Origin of the sequence: Microcystis sp. LE19-195.1E, assembly GCF_027532095.1 — a bacterium.
Lineage (GTDB): Bacteria > Cyanobacteriota > Cyanobacteriia > Cyanobacteriales > Microcystaceae > Microcystis > Microcystis aeruginosa.
In genome coordinates, this window is sequence record NZ_JAPZSZ010000105.1 from 1 (window position 1) to 6,712 (window position 6,712).

A 6,712-nucleotide genomic window follows, 5' to 3' on the forward strand; every position below is an offset into this window, starting at 1 on the left:
AGTAACTTTGATATTTCAGAATGGATGTTAATTAAATTGATTGAATGTCTTAATCATCGTTCAGCTTATCTGGCAATTATCTGCAAAACAGCCGTTTCTAGAAAAATTTTGAACTATATTTATACTCAGAAAATTAATCTCGTTTACTCGGCAATTTATCCGATCAATACTCAAAAATATTTTCAAGCAAATGTAGATGCTTGTCTTCTATTTTGTCAATTTGATTCTCATTCAGACAATTACTTTTGTGATGTTTTCAATAGTTTTGAAGAAGGGGAATTTCAGCGCATTGGTTATCAAAATAATATCCTAGTCAGAGATTTAAATGCTTTTACTAGATTAAAATATTTATATCATAAGCATCCTCAAGAAAAATGGCGTTCAGGAATTAAACATGATTGCTCAAAAGTCATGGAATTGCAGTTAGTTAATGGAATTTTTGTCAATGGTTTAAAGGAAGTCGTTAATCTTGAAACCACCTATCTTTATCCTCTCCTTAAAGGTTCAGATGTGGCACAAAATCGCCTAAAGGTTATCAATAAATACATTTTGGTAACTCAGAAGTTTATCGGTGAATCTACAGAAAATATACGGGATATAGCACCAAAAACTTGGCAATATTTAGTTAATCATAAAAATTATTTTCTAGACAGAAAGAGCAAAATTTATCAAAATCAGCCAGACTTTTGCATATTTGGTGTGGGTTCTTACAGCTTCTCACCTTTTAAAATCGCCATTTCTGGACTTTATAAAAAACTGAATTTTAACCTTATATTACCCTATCAAAATCAACCCGTTATTTTCGATGATACTGTTTACTTTTTAAGCTTCGATGATTTAGATACCGCTCAAAAAAACTTACAGCTTCTCAATTCTTCCCTAGGCAGAGAATTTTATTCCTCCTTGATATTTTGGGATGAAAAAAGACCGATAAAAACCCAGATTTTAAATAGTTTAAATTTATCGGTTTTAGCCGAGAATTTGAAACTATTTCAATAACTTGAACCTCCTTAATTAAGGCTAATTTAAGCAACTTATTTATCTGATTCAATTTATCTTGAACGACCGCTAGATTTTCCAATTCTTCTTTTTCTAATTTCCTGAGTAACTTTTCAGCTTTTGATTCTTCTTTTTTAATTTTTTCTTCTAGCCTTTGCCAATCACTTTTCTTTCTTGATTCACTTTCTACAATTAACCATCTTTGTTTTACTCCCCCATAATAAACTATTCAATCCTATTTGATAAATTTCATCCAAGAATCTACCAATTTTATCATCGTTTAAATATTCACTTTTAATCTCATCTCCTAATAATTTTTCTACAGCTTTGTCTTCAAAAAATTGACTAAATAGGGTTTGCGGCAAAAAGTTTGTTGGTGGGGTTAGGAGTCGGTCGTCGGTCGTCGGTCGTCAGCAGCGGGTCGTTTCAGGCTTTCTTGCCCTCTTTTTTTGTACCAGTTTATGTACTAAAAGAAGGATGATGCCAGGTTTTTGATTGCACTAACATCGGATTTTAACAGGTCAAAAGCCTTATTTTAAAAGGGTTTTACCATTATTCAGCCAACCCTAATTACCCTCTTGGGATGTGATGATTCTGCCTTGGAAATAAATGGTACTTTATTTTTTTGCAAGTTCCTTACTGCGACCGACGATCGCCCAGAGATAGCTAATTGCTAAGGCCAAAAACGCGAGGGAAATACTTTCTTTGACGATAAAAATACCCAGACCGATCAGCACACAGGGAACGAAGGTACTTCCCTGACTGGTTAGAATAGTGGCGATGGTCGGCACGCTGGTCAACCCGTAGGCGAACGCAAAGCGCTCGCTACGCGAGAACGCACACCAAACCCCCACCAGAATCAAAAACACGCTGACGATAACGATCAGACTTGTTACGCTACTACTGGCGAAAAGGGGAACGTAAATGCCGATATTATCGCTGCCGTTGGCGACGGTCAACGCAGCCACGCTATAGGTGCGCGGGTCAAACCAACGGCCGAGGGGGGAATGTTTCGCACCCTCTAGGTTGACTTCGACATTCTCCGGCTCTTCCTCCTTCTCCTCTTCTTTGAGAAGGGAAAAGATGCCGAGAATCACAGGAACGAGGCCTAGATAGCGAATCCATTGAGTAGGGATGAGAAAACACCCGAAAAACCCCGCTAAACTGGCAATAACAAGCAGACTAAAGCCGATATACTGACCGATGACGATATCGCGATGACGGAAGAGTTTCCCAGTTTGGCTGAAGAGAATCGTCAGGATCAATATATCGTCGAGGTTGGTGGCGACGAATGCCGCTACACCGGTAGATATCGCAATCACAATCTCGATCATCGTTTTTTTCCTTAAGATGGCCGTCGGGTTTTTCCGTTCGTTAAACCTTGTTCGGCTTTTCCTTCAAAGGTTCTGGAACGGGAGAATTTTACTACCTATCCCGATCGAGAAACTGTATTTCCGACGACCGATCGCTTTATCCCTGTGCGGGATGGAAAAAGAAAGCGAGGGCGATCACCGCGTAGGTCGCGACGAGTAATATACCCTCTAGCCAGTTCGAGCGACCGTCGTTACTGATCGAGTTAGTCAGCCACACCGCGACGGCGACGGCGACCAATTCAAACGGATCAAAATCGAGAGCCATCGGCTGACCGAGGAAATAACCCGCGATTACGAGAACCGGCGCGACAAAAAGTGCGATTTGCAGACTCGAACCCACCGTCACGGAAACCGCCAGATCCATTTTGTCTTTTAAGGCGACCCTAACCGCGGTGGCGTGTTCGGCCGCGTTGCCGATAATTGGCAGCAGGATCACCCCCGTGAAAAGGGTCGTTAATCCTAATTTATGCGTGGCTTCCTCTAGGGTATTAACTAACAATTCCGATTCGACCGCCACACCGAGCGTCACGAGCAGTAATATCCCCACCCAGAGCCAGAGATTCGGCTTTTTCAACCTCACGGCTTCTCCCGGATCTTCATCGAGATCCGCGACCCCCACCTCGTAAAGATAGGTATGGGTCTTCATCGAAAACAGCAGACTCAGACCATACACAAAAATTAATACCGCCGCCACCGCTACCGAGAGGCGCTGTAGGACGCTCTCCTCGATTGCGGCGGAGGTGTATTGAACGGTCGTGGGTAGGAGGATCGCTGCCACGGCGAGATTCATCGACGAGGAATTTAAACGGGCGGTCACGGGCTGGAATTTCTGTTCTTTATAGCGTAAGCCGCCGAAAAACATCGATAAGCCCGTTACCAGCAGCAGATTCCCGATAATTGAACCAGTAATCGTCGCTTTCACCACCTCGATCAAACCCTCTTCCAGGGCGGCGTAGGCGAGAATTAATTCGGTGGCGTTGCCGAAGGTGGCGTTCATTAAACCGCCGAGATTGGGACCGACCACGACGGCGATTTCCTCGGTTGCCTTTCCCATGTAAGCGGCCAGGGGAACAATCGCTAGACAGGCACTCAGGAAAACGATCGTCACGTCCCAACGCAGGAAATTCCAGGCGATCGAGATCGGGACAAAAACCAACAAAATAGCGAAAATCCAGTCCTTTCTATTCATAGCAATGGGTGTCTCGGCATAAAACCGCGCACGGTTGTGAAAAACAGACTATCGGCTTTTTTTCTGTTTCAATTACCCAAATCGCCCGGTAATATACTCCCGGGCCTCGTCGGTTTGCGGATTGCCGAACATAACTTCCGTGGGGCTAAATTCGACTAATTTTCCCCGGCGTTTCCCGGAGGGATCGGTTTCGGTGTTAAAAAATGCCGTCCAGTCGGCGATCCGCGATGCCTGCTGCATATTGTGGGTGACGGTGATGATCGTGTAACTTTCCTTCAGTTGTAGGCACAATTCCTCCACCTGACGGGTAGAGATGGGATCGAGGGCCGAACAGGGTTCATCCATCAATAAAACATCCGGCTTCATCGCAATCGCACGGGCGATACAGAGACGCTGTTGTTGTCCCCCCGATAGTGCCGTTCCTTTTTCTTTCAGTTTGTCCTTTACTTCCTCCCAGATCGCCGCCTGCCGCAGGGAATACTCGACCAATTCATCAAGATTTCCCTGATAACCGTTGGTTCGGGGCGCGTAGGCGATATTCTCGTAAATGCTCTTGGGAAAAGGGTTCGGACGTTGGAAAACCATCCCCACCTGTCGCCTTAACTTGACCGCATTGACCTGCGAATCGTAAATATTCTGATTTCGGTAAAGTAGTTTTCCCTCCACCTTGGCGCCGGGGATCAGATCATTCATTCGGTTAAAGCAGCGCAAGAGGGTACTTTTCCCGCAACCGGACGGCCCGATAAAGGCGATGATTTTTTGCGCGGGAATTTTAATATGAACGTCCAGAAGAGCGAGAAATCCATTATAAAAAACTTTCACTCCTTCCGCCTCGAAAACACTGTGATCTGGGTTAAGGTGGGTAGTCATGGCAAAAATTCTCCTGAGTATGGTTAAAGATGTGTTTCGGGAGCAGTGGGGAGTAGAGGAGTGGGCAATTAAGAAGTTAAATAGACTTATCTAACCTCCCGCCTGCTGCCTGCTGCCTTCCCTAATTCGGTGTCGAATAGCGTTGACGTAGATAGATGGCGATGGCGTTCAGCGCCATGATCAAAAGGATCAGAACGATAATCGTTGCAGCGGCGGCATTGGCGAAACCAGGTTCAGGACGGGAGACATAACTAAAAATCTGAATGGGCAGTACCATAAATCGCTCGAATAAACCAGGATCGAAGGTCAGAAAACTCACCGCTCCCACCACCACTAGCGAGGCCGCGTCCCCGATCGCCCGCGACACGGAGATAATTACCCCCGTGAGAATCCCCGGCACCGCGTAGGGTAAAACATGGTGTTGGAGCGTCTGCCATTTGGTGCTGCCTAGACCGTAGGAAGCTTGGCGGAGGGAATCGGGAACCGCCCGGATCGCCTCCCGCGCCGCAACGATAATGACTGGCAGCGATAGTAGAGATAGGGTTAAGGCCCCGGAAAGTAGGGTAGAACCGAAATTCAGTAAATAGACGAAGACCCCTAAACCGAGTAAACCGTAAACGATCGAGGGAACCCCGGCCAGATTGCCGATATTCACCTCGATCAGCGCCGTCCACCAGTTTTTCGGGGCGTATTCTTCTAGGTATAGGGCAGCGCCCACCCCGATGGGCACCGCTACCAAGATCACGATTACTCCCAAATAGAGGCTACCGATAATCGCGGGGCGAATTCCCCCGCGCTCGGGAAAACGGGAGGGGGTTTCCGTGAGAAAACCGGGGGTGAGTAGGCGGGCCAGTCCGTCATGAAAGACATTGAGCAACAGTAGAGCGAGAACGAATAGACCGATGAGTAATCCGATCAAGAAAATATACTCGTAGATTTTGCCGATGGTTTCTCGGCTTTCGAGTCGATCGTTAAAGACGGCCGTATCCCTAGCAGGAGAAGATTTAACCATGATAATTAGTCGTATTTTTCCTTAAAGCGATTAGAAATCCAATAACTGCCGATGTTGAGTGCCAGAGTGATCAGGAAAAGCACCGCACCGACCGCATAGATGGATTTAAAATTGAAACTCCCTCTCGGGGCATCTCCACTAGAAACCTGGGCCATAAAAGCGGTCATGGTGGCGATCGATTCCAGTGGATTGAAAGTTAGACGAGGTTGAGCGCCCGCCGCGATCAGGACGGTCATGGTTTCTCCCACCGCACGGGAAACCCCCAAAATAATCGAAGCCATAATCCCCGATAGGGCGGCCGGCAAAACCACCTTGAAAATTGTTTCCAGCTTGGTAATTCCTAGGGCGTAGGAACCCTCGCGCAGGGAACGGGGAACCGATTTAATCGCGTCTAGACTGATCGAACCGACGGTCGGGGTGATCATGATTCCCATCATCAATCCCGCGCTCAGAGCGTTAAAAACCTCTACGGGTAAAAAATTCCGTAGTAAGGGTGTGAGAAAGATCAGTGCGAAGTAACCGTAAACTACGGTGGGAATTCCCGCCAAAATTTCCACGGCCGGACGCAGAATAGAAGCTGCTTTCGGGGTTGCGTACTCGGCCAGATAAATCGCTGAAGACAATCCCAACGGAACTGCGACCACCATTGAGATGACCGTGGTTAAAACGGTTCCGTTAATCAACGGCCAGATCCCGAAACGGGGAGGATTAAAAAGGGGAGTCCATTGGGTATCCAAGAAGAACTGCCCGAAACTTACTTCCTGGAAAAAAGCGACAGTTTCCTTGAAAATAATAGCGACGATGCCGAAGGTGGTGACTACAGATACAAGGGCGCAGGCGAACAAAATCGTTCCGATAATTTTCTCGGGAACATCATCGGAGGCTCGCTTGAGAAGAGAATCCCCTCTTGCGAACAAAGAGTCATCAAAAGAACCGGTAGTGGTCATGGGAAATTTTGGGTCTGAAACCCCGCCGTTCTACGGCGGCTTTACGTTAGAATTAAGAGGCCAGTCTCGAAAACCAAGTGGACGGCGCAGCACCTTGAAAACTCGGCTTAGGGGGTTCCGACCAGAAAAGCTTGGCCGGGTAAAAAGTCTAAGCAACAAGTACAAGAAGCGTTTAGCTGGAAACGTACCGTGGGACACACGGAATCGGGCTTCTGAAATGGGGCGAAAGTCTGTGGACTCTGTGTAAGACAGTACATGGTTTTTTAACTGTGGTATGCGACGGTGGTGGAAGCAGAAACTTAAATCGTGAGGTTTAGGAATC

The 6,712-nt window shown here is 46.6% G+C and carries 6 protein-coding genes and 1 pseudogene; 1 reads left to right on the top strand and 6 read right to left on the bottom strand.

Annotated features, from left to right (window positions below):
- A partial coding sequence (locus O9300_RS06390) for an SAM-dependent methyltransferase (protein WP_287970714.1) occupies nucleotides 1-999 on the top strand: 999 nt, incomplete at its 5' end.
- 221 nt (nucleotides 1,000-1,220) lie between these two features.
- On the opposite strand, the pseudogene O9300_RS06395 reads toward O9300_RS06390, so the two are convergent.
- The 6 genes and pseudogenes from O9300_RS06395 to pstC form a co-directional block, all read right to left on the bottom strand.
- Nucleotides 1,221-1,361, bottom strand: a pseudogene (locus O9300_RS06395) (DUF4277 domain-containing protein); the annotation flags it as partial.
- A 255-nt stretch (nucleotides 1,362-1,616) separates the two neighbouring features.
- Complete coding sequence (locus O9300_RS06400) at nucleotides 1,617-2,333, bottom strand: cadmium resistance transporter (RefSeq protein ID WP_287733405.1); 717 nt, start codon at nucleotides 2,331-2,333, stop codon at nucleotides 1,617-1,619.
- Between the two features lie 136 nt (nucleotides 2,334-2,469).
- A complete protein-coding gene (gene cax, locus O9300_RS06405; RefSeq protein WP_287970717.1) occupies nucleotides 2,470-3,561 on the bottom strand; it encodes a calcium/proton exchanger in 1,092 nt (363 codons plus the stop codon).
- A gap of 72 nt (nucleotides 3,562-3,633) precedes the next feature.
- Nucleotides 3,634-4,431: a phosphate ABC transporter ATP-binding protein PstB gene (gene pstB / locus O9300_RS06410; protein WP_287970719.1), complete on the bottom strand. Its 798-nt coding sequence runs from the start codon at nucleotides 4,429-4,431 to the stop codon at nucleotides 3,634-3,636.
- A 121-nt stretch (nucleotides 4,432-4,552) separates the two neighbouring features.
- Nucleotides 4,553-5,443: a phosphate ABC transporter permease PstA gene (gene pstA / locus O9300_RS06415; protein ID WP_002803517.1), complete on the bottom strand. Its 891-nt coding sequence runs from the start codon at nucleotides 5,441-5,443 to the stop codon at nucleotides 4,553-4,555.
- A gap of 5 nt (nucleotides 5,444-5,448) precedes the next feature.
- On the bottom strand, nucleotides 5,449-6,390 hold the full coding sequence (gene pstC, locus O9300_RS06420) for a phosphate ABC transporter permease subunit PstC (protein WP_002803518.1): 942 nt from the start codon (nucleotides 6,388-6,390) through the stop codon (nucleotides 5,449-5,451).
- Between the last annotated feature and the right edge of the window lie 322 nt (nucleotides 6,391-6,712).

Coding starts and splice junctions, on each gene's coding strand:
- cax (WP_287970717.1), bottom strand. CDS start 3,561: ATGAATAGAAAGGACTGGATTTTCGCTATTTTGTTGGTTTTTGTCCCG.
- pstC (WP_002803518.1), bottom strand. CDS start 6,390: ATGACCACTACCGGTTCTTTTGATGACTCTTTGTTCGCAAGAGGGGAT.
- pstA (WP_002803517.1), bottom strand. CDS start 5,443: ATGGTTAAATCTTCTCCTGCTAGGGATACGGCCGTCTTTAACGATCGA.
- O9300_RS06400 (WP_287733405.1), bottom strand. CDS start 2,333: ATGATCGAGATTGTGATTGCGATATCTACCGGTGTAGCGGCATTCGTC.
- pstB (WP_287970719.1), bottom strand. CDS start 4,431: ATGACTACCCACCTTAACCCAGATCACAGTGTTTTCGAGGCGGAAGGA.